This window comes from Pseudomonas sp. s4, from assembly GCF_046764235.1.
GTDB classification, from domain to species: Bacteria; Pseudomonadota; Gammaproteobacteria; order Pseudomonadales; family Pseudomonadaceae; genus Aquipseudomonas; species Aquipseudomonas asiatica.
The window spans coordinates 2,154,481-2,168,444 of sequence record NZ_CP177209.1; the positions used below are offsets into that span (position 1 = coordinate 2,154,481).

Genomic DNA, 13,964 nt, shown 5'->3' on the forward strand with positions numbered 1-13,964 from the left:
TCTATGTGAATCAAGAATGCGCGCAGTCTACCAGCATGGCCGCTACAAGGCTTGCAGGCGTTCATGCAACCGCCCGGTGGCAATCAGCTCCAGCAGCTCGTCGCCCAGCCGCTGGCTCTCGGCAATGGCCTTGTACCAGTAGCGCTTGCGGCCAGGCGCATCGCCCATGAAACGCTTGAAGTCATTGCGGTCGGGTAGCTTGCCGTAGGGCAGGGCAGCCAGGTACTGCGGCGAGGGCGTCATCAGCAGCACGTTCTGCAGGCGGGTGGCATCGCCCTTGCGCCAGGGCAGGGCCTTGTCGAACCAGCCGGGTACGACCTTGTCGGTGAAGTGCGGGTACAGCACCAGGTCGCCGCCGCGGTAGGGCAGGTCGAGGTGGTAGTCGAGCAGGCCGCCGTCGCGGTAGGTGCCTGCACCTGCACCAGGGATGTCTTTCACGCCTTCCATGACCATGGGGATGGAGCCCGAGGCAAGCAGGGCATGGCGCAGGTTGGCCAGGTCCAGCGGCAGGCAGCGCGAGGGGAAGTCGGTCAGTGCGTCGAGCGGCGGCGTGGCGCGGCCGTCGTGCAGGATGACGCGCTCGAAGTGCCGTGCCAGGCGCGAGCGGCCGAGCAGGTTGCTGGCGATCACCGAACCCAGGCCGAGGCCCAGGCGGCCCCGATGGTCGTGGGCGAGCTGGCCATGGCTCTTCACCACCAGGATGTTCAGGCGATAGTGCGGGTTGGCCAGCAGCTGGCTGTCGCGGCCTTGCAGCAGGTCATCGAGCATGTGTTGGCAACTGCGGCTGATTTCGGCCGGGGTGACGCCCTTGGCGAAATCCTGCTCGGTGTACAGTTCGCCCAGGCGACGGATGCCTGCGACCGGGTCGTCGAGGCAGGCACTGGCAAAGCGCCAGGCGCCGATCGAGGCGCCGATCAGCGCACGTTGGCGTGGCGCCGACGGCAGCCACTCACCGAACAGCGCCAGGTCCAGGCCCTGGATGCCCAGCGGCTTCGGCCCGCCAGCCGCACCCGGCAGCACACCGACATCGGCCGCCTGCAGGCCGCGCTCGCGGACCTGCCGCAGGGCACGTTGGCCGGCCTTGAAGGTGAGGGCGGGGTATTTGATGTGAATGGCGCTCATGGCGGATCTCTTGGGCAGCAGGCGGTCATTATAAGGCTTCATGCGAATACCCTGTGGGATCGGGTTCACCCGCGAAGCATGCAACGTGGTGTATGGCACCGGCTGCACCGGTGTTCGCGGGCCAGCCCGCTCCCACAGTGACCGCGCAGGATTCGGTGATGGCGAGACAGCAGCCTGACCTGCGCTATCATGGCGCCAGTTGTTTTCAGGTTGAATTAAGGACCGGTGGTTAATCTTAACCCCGTAGACAACTTGCACAGTTCTCAGGAGAGAAGAACGATGAAACGCATGACTGCCCTGTTCACCGTAGCCGCCGCCCTTGCCCTGGGCGCCCATTCCGCCATCGCCAAGGATGTGCAGCCCGACGAAGTGGTCAAGCTGGTAAATGCCAAGACCGTCAAGTCGCTGGATGAACTCAAGGCCGCCGCCGTGGCCAAGCACCCAGGAGCCACCGTCACCGACTCGGAACTTGAAGATGAGTACGGTCGCTACGTCTACAAGGTCGAGCTGCGCGACACGCAGAACGTCGAATGGGACGTGGCGCTGGACGCCAAGACCGGTGAAGTGCTGAAGGACGAGCGGGACAACTGATGATCCACCTACTGCGGCCGGCGCGCTACTTCGCGCTGGCGCTGCTGGCCGTGTGTTCCCTGGCCGTTGCCCGAGACCTCGATCAGGACGAAGCCCTGGAACTACGCCAGAAGGGCATCATCCTGCCGCTCGAGCATCTGCTGGAAACCGCCCTGGGGCGTCACCCCGGGGCGCGCCTGCTGGAGGCCGAGCTGGAAGAAGACGACAATCGCTACGAATACGAAGTCGAGTTGCTGACAGCTGAAGGCGTGGTGCGCGAGATCAAACTCGATGCCAGCAGCGGTGCCCTGCTAAAAGACGAGGAAGACGACTGAATGCGCCTGTTGCTTGTCGAGGACAATGTACCGTTGGCCGATGAACTTACCGCAGGCCTGCAGCGCCAGGGCTACGCCGTGGACTGGCTGGCCGATGGCCGCGACGCGGTGTACCAGGGCCAGAGCGAACCCTACGACCTGATCATCCTGGACCTTGGCCTGCCGGGCCTGCCGGGCCTGGAGGTGCTGGCCCAGTGGCGTGCCGCCGGCCTGGCCACGCCGGTGTTGATCCTTACTGCCCGTGGCTCGTGGGCCGAGCGTATCGAAGGGCTGAAGGCCGGGGCGGATGACTACCTGAGCAAACCCTTTCACCCCGAAGAGCTGCAGCTGCGCATCCAGGCGTTGTTGCGCCGTGCCCGTGGCCTGGCCAACCAGCCGACGCTGGAAGCGGCCGGCCTGCACCTGGACGAAAGCCGGCAGTGCGTGAACCGTGACGGCGTGGATATCCAGCTGACCGCCGCCGAGTTCCGCCTGCTGCGCTACTTCATGCTGCATCCGCAGCAGATCCTGTCCAAGAGCCACCTGGCCGAGCACCTCTACGACGGTGAAACCGAGCGCGACTCCAACGTGCTGGAAGTGCACGTCAACCACTTGCGACGCAAGCTGGGCCGCAGCGTCATCGAGACCCGCCGCGGGCAGGGCTACATCTACGCCGGGAGCGCCGCGTGAAGTCGATCCAGGCGCGCCTGAGCCTGGGCCTGGTGGCGGTGCTGGTGGTGGTCGGCCTGGTGCTTGCGCAGCTGACCCTGTGGTTGTTCGAGGTCGGCCTGCAGCGCTACCTGGAGAATGGCCTGCGCAAGGAAAGCGAAAACCTGCTGGTGGCCCTGGTGCGCGGGCCTTCGGGCCTGCAGCTGGATGAGCGGCGTATCTCGGCCGCCTACCAGCGGCCGTTTTCCGGCTATTACTTCCGCATCGATTTCGATAAAGGCACCTGGCGTTCCCGGTCGTTGTGGGATCTGGACATGCCCAAACCCGCCGCGCCGGGCCTTTCCGACAGCCACGAACTCGGCCCGGAAGGCCAGCAACTGCTTGCCCTGCGTGCCGACTACCGGCGCCTGGGCCAGGACATCTCGATCAGCGTGGCACAGGATTATTCACCGGTACGCGAAGGTTTCCGGCGCCTGCAGCAGATCGGCCTGGGCATGGGCCTGGTGGCGCTGATCCTGGTGCTGGTGTTGCAGCGCATCACCGTGACCCGCTCGCTGCGGCCGCTGGAGCGGGCACGCCAGCAGATCGCCCAGTTGCAGCAGGGCCAGCGCTCGCAGCTGGATGCCGAAGTGCCCAGCGAACTGGCGCCGCTGGTGGGGCAGATCAACCACCTGCTGAGCCATACCGAAGACAGCCTGCGCCGCTCGCGCAATGCCCTGGGCAACCTGGGCCATGCATTGAAGACGCCGCTGGCGGTGTTGCTGAGCCTGGCCTCCAGCGAGCGCCTGAAAGACCTGCCGGATGTTCGCGCGCAGATGCGCGAGCAACTGGAGCAGATTCAGCAGCGCCTGGCGCGTGAGCTGAACCGTGCGCGCCTGGCGGGGGATGCGCTGCCTGGCGCGCAGTTCGACTGCGACGTCGAGCTGCCGGGGCTGCTGGGGACGCTGGGCATGATCCATGGCGAGGGCCTGCTGCTGGCCAGGGATGTGCCGCCCGGGCTGCTGCTGCCTTGGGACCGCGAGGACATCCTGGAGCTGCTCGGCAACCTGCTGGACAACGCCTGCAAGTGGGCCGACAGCGAGGTGCGGCTGGGTATCGCGCCGAGTACCGATGGCTACCAGGTGTGGGTCGATGATGATGGCCCCGGTATCCCCGAGGGCCAGCGGCAGCAGGTGCTGGAGCGCGGCTCGCGGCTGGACGAGCAGGTAGACGGGCACGGGCTGGGGTTGGGCATCGTGCGCGATATCGTCGAGGCCTGGGGCGGGCGCCTGGCGCTGCTGGATAGCCCGTTGGGCGGCTTGCGGGTAAGCATCGACTTGCCGCGCAAGGCTCGGTAATGCCGGGGCCGCTTTGCGGCCCATCGCCGGCAAGCCAGCTCCCACAGGTACAGCGTTGCTCTCGAGGTTGTCGCTGTACCTGTGGGAGCGGCCTTGTGTCGCGAAAGGGCCGCAAAGCGGCCCCAGGATTGATGCGCAACAGTTGAAATTGCTGGGGCTGCTTTGCAGCCCTTTCGCGACACAAGGCCGCTCCCACAGGGAGCGCGCCAACTTTTAGAATTTGAGCAAGACAGTTGCTCCCACGCCGCTCGCATCGACCTCAAGCCATGTGCAGGGCCCTGTGGGAGCTGGCTTGCCGGCGATGGGCTGCAAAGCAGCCCCATTGTGGGAGCCGACAAGCATGACCCCGTGGGCCATATCACCACTGCAAAAAAATTGCAGTACAGCCGCATTTTTTTGAATTAGCCCAATCTCACCCCACCCGGCAAAATTCCCCCACGAAACCCTGTGGTTTCCATCTCTCCACGGACGGAGCCCCTTGTGCTATTGCGACCGCAATACGAGGCCCAGGCCACCTCGGCTGGGCTTTCTTTTTAACCAGAAAAAACTACAGATTCCGATTACCTACATGCCTGCCTCGCGTTTCGAAAGTCGTTTGCAGCGGCTGTTGCCAGCGCCCCTGAATATTCCCCCCAAAGAATGGTTGCGTGCCGGTATCGGCGCGTTGTTCGGCCTGTTCCTCGCCGGCTGGCTGACCAGCATGGCCTACGGCCCCAGCATTGCCTTGCACCTGCTCGGCCCGCTGGCGGCTTCGGCCGTGCTGGTGTTCGCCGTGCACTCCGGCCCGTTGGCCCAGCCCTGGCCGGTGCTGGGCAGCTACGCCCTGGCCGGCGCGGTCGGCCTGGCCATGCGCCAGGGCTTCGGCCCGGAGCTGTGGGTGGCCGCTGCAGCCCTGGGTATCTCGATTCTGGTGATGTGCCTGCTGCGCTGCCTGCACCCGCCAGGCGGCGGGGTGGCGGTGAGCGCGGTGCTGGCCGACCCCGGGCTTACCGCCATGGGCGACCACCTGCTGGAGCCGGTGCTGCTCAACGCGCTGATCCTGGTAGCGGTGGCGATCCTCTACAACCACCTCACCGGCGTGCGCTACCCGAAAGGCGCGGTGCCGCGCAAGGACCTGCACCACACCCATGACCCGCTGCCCAGCGAGCGGGTCGGCATCCGTGGGGAAGACCTGGACCAGGCTCTGGAAGAACTGGGCGAGTTCGTCGATGTCACCCGTGACGAACTGGAGCGCATCATCCTGGCCACCGAGCAACACGCCCTGCAGCGCAGCCTCGGCGGCATCACCGCGGCCTCGGTGATGTCCCGCGACGTGCAGTTCGCCACGCCCGACACCACCCTGGAGCAGGCCTGGAAACTGCTGGCCAGCCACCACCTCAAAACCCTGCCGGTGCTGCAGCAGGGCAAGCTGGTGGGAGTAGTCAGCCTCAGCGATCTGGTCGGCCCGGCCATGCAGCGTGGCCGCTTCAGTTGGCGTGGGTTGTTCGGCCGCAAGACGGTGCGCATGGAGCAGGTGATGAGCCGCCGGGTAATCAGTGTCAGCAGCCAGCACCCGCTGGAGCGCTTGCTGCCACTGCTGTGCGAACAGGGCCTGCATTGCCTGCCGGTGCTCGATGCCGACCAGTTGGTGGGGGTGATCACCCAGACCGATCTGATCGCCGGCCTCAAGCGCCAGTTGCTCAGCGAGGCCGAGGCTTCAGATAAGCGGGTCCCAGCGTTGTGACCAGTCGCTGGCGCCGGCGGCCACCAGCCGGCGCAGGATGGCGAAGGCCTGCTGCAGGGCTTCGCTGTCGCGTTTACGCGGGTACACCAGGAAGGTCGGGTAGGTGAATTCCGGCGCCTGCGGTACCCGCTCGAACACCCCGCTGTCCAGATAGGCCTGCACTACCCGCGTTCGGAAGTAGCCACTGCCGCCCTGGTCGAGTATGAACTGCAAGGCCAGCGGGCCCAGGTTGAAGCTCAGCGCCGGGCGCGCGCAGTCGGGCAGGGCGGCATCGTGCTGGCGACGGAAGGCTTCGCCCCAGTCGATATAGATGTACGGGTCCGGCTGGGCGACCCGGCGCACACGGATCAGCTTCTCCTCCATCAACTGCTCCACCTGCAGGCCCGGGCCGTAGGTCGGCTGGTAGACCAGCGCGGCATCCAGCAGGCCCATCTCGACCTTGCGCAGCAGCGATTCGCCGTCGCTCACCTCGCTGCGGATGGCATGTTTAGGCAGCTCGCGGTGCAGGGCACTGACCCAGTCGAGCAGCATCGGGTTGCCCAGGCTCACCTCAGCGCCCACGTGCAGCACTTGCTGGCAGCCTTGGGGCAGCGGGAGGTCGCGGCGCGCCGCTTCCCAGGTTTGCACCATCTGGTTGGCATAACTGACGAATGCCTCGCCGTCGCTGGTCAGGCTGGCGCCGTTGCGGCTGCGCACGAACAGCTGGCAGCCCAGTTGCTGCTCCAGGCGCTGCACCCGCGCGGTGATCGCCGTCTGTGACACGAACAGGCGTTCGGCGGCGGCGACCAGGCTGCCGCAACGCACGATTTCCAGAAAGGTACGGGCCTGATCGATGTCCATGAGCTGCTCGGTGGCTGAAGGGGTGGCCTATTCTAGAGGCTTTGCACCGTTATGGGGCGTTTTTGCGTTGTCTGCAAATTTGCAGGTCGGTTGTGACTTTAGTCCCATGGCGGCGCGGGTGTAGCGGTCCATACTCAAGTTTCGCCCTTCAATAACAACAAGTACCGGGTTTCTTTCGATATGAGCTACCAGCACAGCTACGCCCATTCCATTTCCGACCCTGCCGCTTTCTGGGCGGAGCAGGCCGCGCACCTGGCCTGGCACCGCAAGCCGGCCCTCACGCTGCAAGAAAATGCCGACGGTACCCACCGCTGGTTTGCCGATGGCCGCCTGAACAGCTGCTACCTGGCCCTCGATCACAAGATCGAGCAGGGCCGTGGCGAGCAGCTGGCGCTGATTTACGACTCGCCGGTGACCGGTGTGCAACAGGCCTACACCTACCACCAACTGCGTGACGAGGTGGCGCGCCTGGCCGGTTTGTTACGCCAGTTGGGGGTGAACAAGGGCGATGGCGTGATCATCTACATGCCCATGGTGCCGCAGGCGGCCATGGCCATGCTGGCCTGCGCGCGGATTGGCGCAGTGCACTCGGTGGTGTTCGGTGGCTTTGCCGCCAACGAACTGGCCTTGCGCATCGACGATGCCCGGCCGACGCTGCTGCTGACGGCGTCCTGCGGGCTGGAGTTCGACCGGGTGATCGAATACAAGCCGCTGGTCGATCGTGCCCTGCAACTGGCCCGCCACCAGCCGCGCAACGTGCTGGTGCTGCAGCGCCCGCAGGCGCGTGCCCAGCTGCAGCCAGGCCGCGACCTGGACTGGCAGGCGGCATTGGCCAAAGCCGAGCCGGTGCCACCGGTGGAACTGGATGCGGGTGATCCGCTTTACATCATGTACACCTCTGGCACCACCGGCAAACCCAAGGGCATCGTGCGGGAAAACGGCGGCAATGCCGTCGCGCTGTGCTACGCCATGCGCCATATCTACGGCATGCAGGCCGGCGATGTGTGGTGGGGCATATCCGACGTGGGCTGGGTGGTTGGCCATTCGCTGATCGTCTATGGGCCGCTGATGAGCGGCTGCACCACGGTGTTCTACGAAGGCAAGCCGATCCGCACCCCGGATGCCTCGGCCTACTGGCGGGTGGTGGAGCAATACAAGGTCAACGCATTGTTCTGCGCCCCTACGGCCATGCGCGCCATCCGCAAGGAAGACCCTGAGGGCGAGCTGATCCGCAAGCACGACCTGAGCTCGCTGCGCCAGTTGTTCCTGGCTGGCGAGAAACTGGATTCCAGCACCCACGAATGGCTGGAACGGGTCAGTGGCAAGCCGGTGCACGACCATTGGTGGCAGACCGAGACCGGCTGGCCGGTCACCGCGCCCTGCGTAGGGCTGGAAGGCAGTGCGGCGAAGCCCGGGTCGAGCAACCGGGCGGTGCCGGGCTATCACGTGCGCGTGCTGGATGACGAGGGCAACCTGCTGGGGCCGAACCACCAGGGCTCGATCGTCATCGCCCTGCCATTGCCGCCCGGGTGCAGCCAGACGCTTTGGGGCGACCACGAGCGTTACCTGCAGGCTTACCTGCGGACTTACCCGGGGTATTACCACACGGGTGACGGTGGCTACCTGGACGATGACGGCTTCGTCTACATCATGGGGCGCACCGATGACGTGATCAACGTGTCCGGGCACCGGCTGTCCACCGGCGAGATGGAAGACCTGGTGGCACGCCACCCGGCGGTCGCCGAGTGCGCGGTGATTGGCGTGCATGACGAGATCAAGGGGCAGGTGCCGTTGGCGCTGGTGGTGCTCAAGGACGGCGAGGGCATTGCCGAGGCGCAGTTGCTGGTGGACCTGGTGGGCAGCGTGCGCGAGGAGATTGGCGCGTTGGCGTGTTTCAACCGGGTGCGGTTGGTGAAGCGACTGCCCAAGACCCGCTCCGGGAAGATTCTGCGGGCGGTGCTGCGCAAGATTGCCGACGGGCAGGATTATGTGCCGCCTTCGACCCTGGATGACCCGGCGGTGCTGGGGGAGATCGAGGCGGTGCTGGCGGACTTGCCCAGGGCTGGCTGAGGGTTTGACCTTGCTGGCCTCTTCGCGGGTAAACCCGCTCCTACAGGGATGTCGCAGGCCTTGAGAACTGTGCAATACCTGTGGGAGCGGGCGTGCCCGCGAAGAGGCCGGCCCGGGCAAAGCAGTTCTAGGGTCCTACCTGATGCAGCTGCCCCAACCGGCTGCGCGTACGCATCAGGTCGGCAAGCGGCCCGCCCAGGCTTTCTTCCAGTGGCCGCTTGCCGATCACCAGCACCTGCCGGTCCTGGTCATACAGCACATCCACCAGGTTGACGAAGCGCTGCTGCGCCGCCAGGGAACATTCCGACAAGTCATCCAGCCCATCGATGATCCACTCATCGTATTGCCCGGCCAGCACCAGGTAGTCGATCACTGCCGTGGCCTTTTCGCACAGGTCGTCGAAGCCCAGCACCACCCGCCGGCCGTCCACCGCCAGTGCGCGCAGCGGGCGCTTGTTCACTTCCAGCATCACCGGCTGCGGCTCGGGCACATTCAGCGCCTGGCGCTGCGCTGCATTGCCCGGCCAGACATAGTGGCCCCGGGTAAAGCGCTGATGTTCGCGGTTGGCCGGCAGGCTGCGGAAATCGGTATCGCCCCCCACTTCCAGCACTTCCATCGCGCTGTTGATCAGGCGGATCACCGGCAGGAAGCGCTCGTGGTACAGCGGGTTGGGCAGCAGCCCTTCGGGTGCATAGTTGGACGTCACCAGCAGGAATACGCCACGGCTGAACAACGCATTGAACAGCCGCGTGAGCAGCATGGCATCGCCAATGTCGTGCACATGGAATTCGTCGAAGCACAGCACCTGGCAATCACCCACCAGCTCGTCGAGGGTCGCGCCCAGTGCATCATCCAGCGCCCGGTGGCGGTGCATGCCCTGGTGCAGGCGGGCAAAGAAGTCATGGAAGTGCAGGCGCAGCTTGGCCTGCACCGGCACGGCCTGGAAAAAGCCGTCGAGCAGCCAACTCTTGCCACGGCCCACCGAACCGTACAGGTACAGGCTGCGTGGCTGGCCTTGTTCGAGCTGCGCCAGCTGTTCGGCCATGCAGTGGATTACCCGGCGTTGGCCGTCGCTGAGTTGGTAACCGCGGCTGTGCGCCTTGTCCTCGAACCAGCCGAGCAGTTCGCTCTGGTTGGCGGCGGCGCCGCGCAGGCGTTGGCCAAGCTGGCGTAGCGGGGTAGGGATCCAGGCAGGCAAAAGCAAAGCTCCTTGGGCGATGGCAGGGCAGGGTGCAGCTTGCCCGAGGGCAGCCATTTTGACTAATACAGAAAGTGCGCGGCAATCATCGCCTGACGAGATAGGTTCGCCATGCAGGCGTACAGTAAAGGCTGGAACCGGTGCGAGGAGGGGCGAGCATGCACGCCGACTTTGATCTGCAGCGCTTCGTAGAGGCGCAGAACCCTGTGTATGACCAGGTGATGCAGGAGCTGCAGGCCGGGCGCAAGCGCAGCCACTGGATGTGGTACGTGTTTCCCCAGCTCGATGGCCTGGGCCACAGCGCCATGGCCGAACGCTATGCGCTGGCCGGTATCGACGAAGCCCGTGCCTACCTGGCTCATCCGCTGCTCGGCCCGCGCCTGCAAGCGTGCGTGACTGCGCTGCTGCAGCACCATGACAAGAGTGCCCGTGAAATGCTCTGCAGCCCTGACTACCTCAAGCTGCGCTCGTGCCTGACCCTGTTCGCCCAGGCCGCGCCCGGCAACCCGTTGTTCCAGCTGGCGCTGGTGCAGTTCTACGACGGTGAGCCGGACGCCATGACGCTGGCCATGTTGCCGGGTTAGTTCAGGCCTTTTGCTCCAGTTGGCGCTCGATCATGTACTTCACTGCCAGCCGACGTTCTTTCAGGCGGCGCAGGTCTTCATCCTCGAAGTTGCCCGCCGAAATCGACTCGGCGGCCAGCACCTGGTTGTCGATGTCCATGTATTCGTCCAGCAGACGGTCCAGTGCCTTGTCCTGCTGTCGGCGCTGCTGGACGATTTCGCGCGGGTAGTGCAAGTCCTGGTAAAGATCGTGGGAGACAGGCATGGGGTCCTCCTTGGTCAATGCAGATGGTTCATCTGATTGGAAGGGAGGAATGCGATTGTGTTGAAGCCAAGCGGGCGGAAAGCGACGGATGGTCACCTCGCCAACCGCGAAAATGACTAACTCGCTGTTTTTTGGTAATTTTTTTTCATCAGGGGGTTCACAGACCGAAAGTTTGTTGTTAAAGTGCCGCGCATTCCAAGACAACAACCCAGTTGTCACTCAGTTGGAATTGTCAGAGCAGCAGATGCTGCATCCGATACAGGGGCGTCGCCAAGCGGTAAGGCAGCAGGTTTTGATCCTGCCATGCGTTGGTTCGAATCCAGCCGCCCCTGCCATTTTCTTGCTTCAAACGTATCTCGGTCCGGTGCTTGGAAAGACAAGCGCTGGGCTTTGTCGTTTCCACAGGTTTTGCCGAAGGCTCTGTTCGGTCACCTGGCCGTTCCAAGCATCTCGTTCAGCAAGCGGGCCAGTTCATCGGCCTGTACCGGCTTCTGGATCACCAGGCTGCCCGGCAACTCCAGTCCCTGCAACTCTGCATAACCGGTAAGAAGCACCACCGGCAGGTGCGGGTAGCGCTCGCGCGCCGCCAGGGCCAGTTGCGCACCGTTGAACTCGGGCATGGCGAAATCGCTCAGTAGCAGGTCGATCTGCTCATCCAGCAAGGCCAAAGCCTGTTCGCCACTGTGCGCCTGGCGTACCTGGTAGCCGTACTGGCGCAACACATCACCAAGCATGTCGCGTACCAGATGGTCGTCATCCACCAGCAGCACGGTGCGATTACAACCGCTTTCGCTAGTCGAGTGGCTGAGCAGCGACGGCATCGGTTCGTTGACGGCTTCACCCTTGACTGCCGGCAGATACACGGCCACCTGCGTACCACGCCCCGGCGTGGTGTCGATGCGCACGCCACCCCCGGACTGTTTGGCGAAGCCGAATACCTGGGCCAGGCCCAGGCCCGAACCCTTGCCGATATCCTTGGTGGTGAAGAACGGTTCGAACACCTTGGCCAACACCTCTTCGCTCATGCCGCAGCCGGTATCGCGGATACTCAGCATCACGTACTCGCCCGGGTCCGGGTCTTCCGGGCGCTGTGGACGTGCGTCGATCCGGGTGTTGCGGGTCGACAGCGTCAGCTGGCCACCGTCGGGCATGGCATCGCGGGCATTGATCGCCAGGTTGAGAATGATCATTTCGGTCTGGGTCGGGTCGGTCAAGGCCTGCCACAGGGTTGGTTCCAGGTCCAGGCGCACCGAGACATTGCCGCCCAAGGTGCGGCGCAGCAACTCTTCCAGCCCGGCCAGGGTGCGGTTGAGGTTCAGCGCCACCGGCTCCAGGCGCTGGCGGCGGGAGAAAGCCAGCAACTGCGAGGTCAGCTTGGCGCCGCGCTCGCCGGCTTCGCGGATGTGCTTGAGCCGCGCACTGGCCTTTTCCAGGTCGGCTTTGGCCAGGTCGCGCTCAAGGAAGCTGGCGCCGGTGAGGATTACCGTCAGCAGGTTGTTGAAGTCGTGAGCCACACCGGCGGTCAGCTGGCCGACCGCTTCCAGGCGCTGCATCTGCTGCAGCGCGGCCTCGATGCGTTCGCGTTCGGCGATCTGCTCGCGCAGGCGGGCGTTGGCTTCGGCCAGGCCCAGGGCGGCTTCGCGCTCGCTGGTGATGTCGCGTGCCACCACGTACAGCAGGGTGTCTTCCGGCACCACCACCCAAGACAACCAGCGCTGCTGACCACCGGCATCCAGGATACGCCCGACAAAGCGGGCGCTGGTGCGACCATGGGCGAGGGCGGCCAGTTCGGTGAGCATCAGTTCCTGGTCATGCTCGGGCAGCAGGTGCAGCAAGGACGACTGGCTCAGACGTTCTCGGGACAAGCCCAGGCTGGCTTCCCAGGCGGGGTTCAGCGCGACTGGGGTCAGGTCCTTGTTGAGCACGGCCAGCAAGTCTTGCGACAGCTCCCAGGCACGGTCGCGTTCGCGGGTGCGGCGCTCGACCCTTTCCCCCAGCATTTCGTTGAGCTGGCGCAGTGCCTGGGTGGCCAGGCGTTGGGTGTGGATGTCCTGCAACACCCCGGAAAAGCGCACGCACTGGTCGTTGACGAACCGGCTCTGGCCGCTGCTGAGCAACCAGCGCGGTTCCAGGCCGTCGGGTTGGGCGATGCGGAATTCGACCCGATACAGGCCGCCACCTTCCGGGCACATGGCCTGTTCCACCGCCTCGCGCACCTGCGGCAGGTCGTCGGGGTAGATGCCGGCGTAAAACACCTCGAGGCTCATTTCAGTATCGGTGGGTAGACCGAACAGGGTCTTGCAGCGGTCATCCCACAACAACAGGCCTTCCTGCGGGCGCATGTCCCATGTGCCCATGCCGGCAGCGTCGATGGCAATGCGTGCACGTGCCTCGACGTCTGCCAGGGCCTCTTCGGCGCGGCGTCGGCGCTGGCGCTCCTGCACTTCGGTCAGGGCCCGGCGCACGGCCTTGGGCAGCAGAGGCAGGTTCTTCTTCAGCACATAGTCGGTGGCGCCCAGGCGGATCATTTCCACCGCATGTTCTTCGCCATAGATACCAGACAGGAAAATGAACGGAATGTCGGGTGCCAGGCGCTGGGCGATGGCCAGCACATCGGTGCCGGACGAGCCCGGCAGCACGCAGTCGCACAAGATCAGGTCGTAGTGGGCCTCGCTCAGGGCTTGCTCGACACCGGCATGGTCGAACACCAGCTGCGCCTGCACCTGCAACCCGCTGCGTTCCAGGCGCATCAGGGTCAGCTCGGCGTCCATCGAGTTGTCTTCGACCATCAGCAGTTTCAGCGGCGTTGGCTGCATCGTCGCGGCCACCTCAGATGCTGCCACGCCGGTTCAGGCGCAGCGAGCCGGGTGGCGGTTCGTTGAGTACCGCCCAGAACACCCCCAGGTCGGAAATGGCGGCGACGAATTCCTTGAACTCCACCGGCTTGACCACGTACGCGTTCACCCCCAGCTCGTACGCGCGCAGCAGGTCGGGCTCCTCGCGCGAGGACGTCAGCATCACCGTCGGGATACTGCGCAGCTCGGCGGTGGCGCGCACTTCCTTCAGCACCTCCAGGCCGTCGACCTTTGGCAGTTTCAGGTCCAGCAGCAACACGGCGGGGTTGCCATCGTCACGTTCGGCATAGGCATTGCGCCGAAGCAGGTAGTCGAGTGCCTCGGCACCGTCACGCAGCACGATGACCTCGTTGGCCAACTGGCTGCGCTCCAGCGCCAGGAGCGTCAGCTCCAGGTCCCGTGGGTTGTCTTCGACCAGCAGGATGGGTTTGAGCATGA

General features: G+C 64.9%; 13 protein-coding genes and 1 tRNA gene. 8 read left to right on the plus strand and 6 right to left on the minus strand.

Annotated elements, in window-relative coordinates:
- Positions 1 to 42 precede the first annotated feature (42 nt).
- Complete coding sequence (locus tag ACK56M_RS10250; protein WP_411959438.1) at positions 43 to 1,122, minus strand: patatin-like phospholipase family protein; 1,080 nt, start codon at positions 1,120 to 1,122, stop codon at positions 43 to 45.
- A gap of 279 nt (positions 1,123 to 1,401) precedes the next feature.
- Between ACK56M_RS10250 and ACK56M_RS10255 the strand changes: the two genes are divergently transcribed.
- From ACK56M_RS10255 to ACK56M_RS10275, 5 genes are all read left to right on the plus strand, one after another.
- Positions 1,402 to 1,713, plus strand: a complete 312-nt coding sequence (locus ACK56M_RS10255; protein ID WP_003256549.1) for a PepSY domain-containing protein — start codon at positions 1,402 to 1,404, stop codon at positions 1,711 to 1,713.
- Positions 1,713 to 2,027, plus strand: a complete 315-nt coding sequence (locus tag ACK56M_RS10260) for a PepSY domain-containing protein (protein ID WP_013971918.1) — start codon at positions 1,713 to 1,715, stop codon at positions 2,025 to 2,027. Before ACK56M_RS10255 ends, ACK56M_RS10260 begins: the two co-directional genes overlap by 1 nt.
- Complete coding sequence (locus tag ACK56M_RS10265; RefSeq protein ID WP_013971919.1) at positions 2,028 to 2,696, plus strand: response regulator transcription factor; 669 nt, start codon at positions 2,028 to 2,030, stop codon at positions 2,694 to 2,696.
- On the plus strand, positions 2,693 to 4,012 hold the full coding sequence (locus tag ACK56M_RS10270) for a sensor histidine kinase (protein ID WP_015269723.1): 1,320 nt from the start codon (positions 2,693 to 2,695) through the stop codon (positions 4,010 to 4,012). The genes ACK56M_RS10265 and ACK56M_RS10270 overlap by 4 nt, the downstream gene beginning before the upstream one ends.
- Before the next feature lie 568 nt (positions 4,013 to 4,580).
- On the plus strand, positions 4,581 to 5,735 hold the full coding sequence (locus ACK56M_RS10275) for an HPP family protein (RefSeq protein WP_253152908.1): 1,155 nt from the start codon (positions 4,581 to 4,583) through the stop codon (positions 5,733 to 5,735).
- Here ACK56M_RS10275 and ACK56M_RS10280 read toward each other — a convergent pair.
- Positions 5,709 to 6,575, minus strand: coding sequence for a LysR family transcriptional regulator (locus ACK56M_RS10280; RefSeq protein WP_411959439.1), 867 nt, complete (start codon positions 6,573 to 6,575; stop codon positions 5,709 to 5,711). The two genes, ACK56M_RS10275 and ACK56M_RS10280, sit on opposite strands and share 27 nt — an antisense overlap.
- Before the next feature lie 180 nt (positions 6,576 to 6,755).
- Here ACK56M_RS10280 and ACK56M_RS10285 point away from each other — a divergent pair, with 180 nt between their 5' ends.
- Positions 6,756 to 8,645: a propionyl-CoA synthetase gene (locus tag ACK56M_RS10285; protein ID WP_411959440.1), complete on the plus strand. Its 1,890-nt coding sequence runs from the start codon at positions 6,756 to 6,758 to the stop codon at positions 8,643 to 8,645.
- Between the two features lie 127 nt (positions 8,646 to 8,772).
- Here ACK56M_RS10285 and zapE read toward each other — a convergent pair whose 3' ends face one another.
- Positions 8,773 to 9,843: a cell division protein ZapE gene (gene zapE / locus ACK56M_RS10290; RefSeq protein ID WP_015269727.1), complete on the minus strand. Its 1,071-nt coding sequence runs from the start codon at positions 9,841 to 9,843 to the stop codon at positions 8,773 to 8,775.
- Between the two features lie 158 nt (positions 9,844 to 10,001).
- Here zapE and ACK56M_RS10295 point away from each other — a divergent pair, with 158 nt between their 5' ends.
- The gene (locus ACK56M_RS10295) at positions 10,002 to 10,427 is read left to right on the plus strand and encodes a DUF1810 domain-containing protein (RefSeq protein ID WP_015269728.1); all 426 of its coding nucleotides are present in this window, start codon (positions 10,002 to 10,004) and stop codon (positions 10,425 to 10,427) included.
- Position 10,428: 1 nt separating this feature from the next.
- Here ACK56M_RS10295 and ACK56M_RS10300 read toward each other — a convergent pair whose 3' ends face one another.
- Positions 10,429 to 10,671, minus strand: coding sequence for a DUF465 domain-containing protein (locus tag ACK56M_RS10300; RefSeq protein WP_013971925.1), 243 nt, complete (start codon positions 10,669 to 10,671; stop codon positions 10,429 to 10,431).
- Between the two features lie 260 nt (positions 10,672 to 10,931).
- Between ACK56M_RS10300 and ACK56M_RS10305 the strand changes: the two genes are divergently transcribed.
- Positions 10,932 to 11,006: transfer RNA gene (locus tag ACK56M_RS10305), tRNA-Gln, on the plus strand.
- 93 nt (positions 11,007 to 11,099) lie between these two features.
- Here ACK56M_RS10305 and ACK56M_RS10310 read toward each other — a convergent pair.
- Both ACK56M_RS10310 and ACK56M_RS10315 read right to left on the minus strand, forming a co-directional pair.
- A complete protein-coding gene (locus tag ACK56M_RS10310; protein ID WP_100413134.1) occupies positions 11,100 to 13,487 on the minus strand; it encodes a hybrid sensor histidine kinase/response regulator in 2,388 nt (795 codons plus the stop codon).
- Positions 13,488 to 13,500: 13 nt separating this feature from the next.
- Positions 13,501 to 13,962, minus strand: coding sequence for a response regulator (locus ACK56M_RS10315; RefSeq protein WP_015269730.1), 462 nt, complete (start codon positions 13,960 to 13,962; stop codon positions 13,501 to 13,503).
- Positions 13,963 to 13,964: the final 2 nt, after the last annotated feature.